Annotated in this window: 1 protein-coding gene; it reads left to right on the top strand. The window is 39.2% G+C overall.

Annotated features, from left to right (window positions below):
* The first annotated feature begins 494 nt into the window (after positions 1-494).
* Complete coding sequence (locus IQ228_RS26180) at positions 495-935, top strand: ubiquinol-cytochrome c reductase iron-sulfur subunit (RefSeq protein ID WP_027404167.1); 441 nt, start codon at positions 495-497, stop codon at positions 933-935.
* Positions 936-1,174: the final 239 nt, after the last annotated feature.

Here is a 1,174-nt window from a genome sequence, read left to right on the forward strand (position 1 = left end):
TTGCTTAATTGATGATAATGATTATTCTCAACTATGGTTTCCGTAATTTTAGGTTTATTTAATCACATAAACCAGGAGAGAAATAGACAATCCTGATGTTAACTATAGAATGACATCTTCATCCATAGATGAATTTGATGATAACCATTTTTAATAACGGAGAATTACTAAGTAGGTTGGCGTTAAAAATTGTCGTTCTGGCAAACCAAGAGGCAAGAGTGAAGCGTGAAGAAGTGTTGAGAGACTTTACTTTTCTTCACATATTTTGGTGATCTCAGGTCTACCTATACTCAAAACGGCTTGATTGTTTGATTCTAAACGTAGGGGTTTAGCTCATGCTTTACCCCTACACATCTGGGTTCTTTGTCACTTGGCAAAAGTTTAAATCTCACCCGTGTTTAGTATAATATTTTTCAAACACCCTTTAAACAATGACAGGATAAACCTTTGCCAGCGATAATAGACGAAAAATCACATACTGATTACCAGCAAATATGAAACGTCGTGAATTTATAAATTGGGTGGGATTAGGTTGTTTAGCTAGTTCCTTGCCTGTCGCAATTGCAGCCTGTTCTCCCGAAACCAGTACATCAGCCAATCCTGGACTTAATTCTGCTACTAAAGGCTGGCAAAAGGTGGGTACTGTGGCACAATTAGACAAAACTGGTCAACTATTGGTGGAAAATTCCCCAATTGGTGCAGTATTAGTGGTTGGCACATCTAAAACCGCAAAAGATTTGATTGCGGTGAATCCAACTTGTACTCATCGAGGTTGTACGATCGACTGGAAAGCCGAAGAAAGCAAATTTGTTTGTCCCTGTCATGGGGCAAAATTTGCTCGTGATGGCAAGGCACAAGACGGACCCGCTAAAAAACCACTGAAAACTTACCAAGCCAAAATTGAAGATAGTTCTGTCTTAGTCCAAGCAACCTGATCTTCTCAAGAATTTCATATAGCAGCAAGTAGGGGCGCAGGGACTGCGCCCAGTTAGTGCAGGGACTTGCGCCCAGTTAGTACAGGGACTGCGCCCAGTTAGGAGTCGGAAAAACATTCTCCTCCCTGTTCCCTGCTATATAAATCGCTATACAACGCATCAATTCAGTATTCGCAAGTATTTTTGCTAATTTGATTATGTAAATTAAATACTAGACAATTAATTAAATTAAATTAAAA

The organism is Dolichospermum sp. LEGE 00246 (assembly GCF_015207865.1).
GTDB classification, from domain to species: Bacteria; Cyanobacteriota; Cyanobacteriia; order Cyanobacteriales; family Nostocaceae; genus Dolichospermum; species Dolichospermum heterosporum.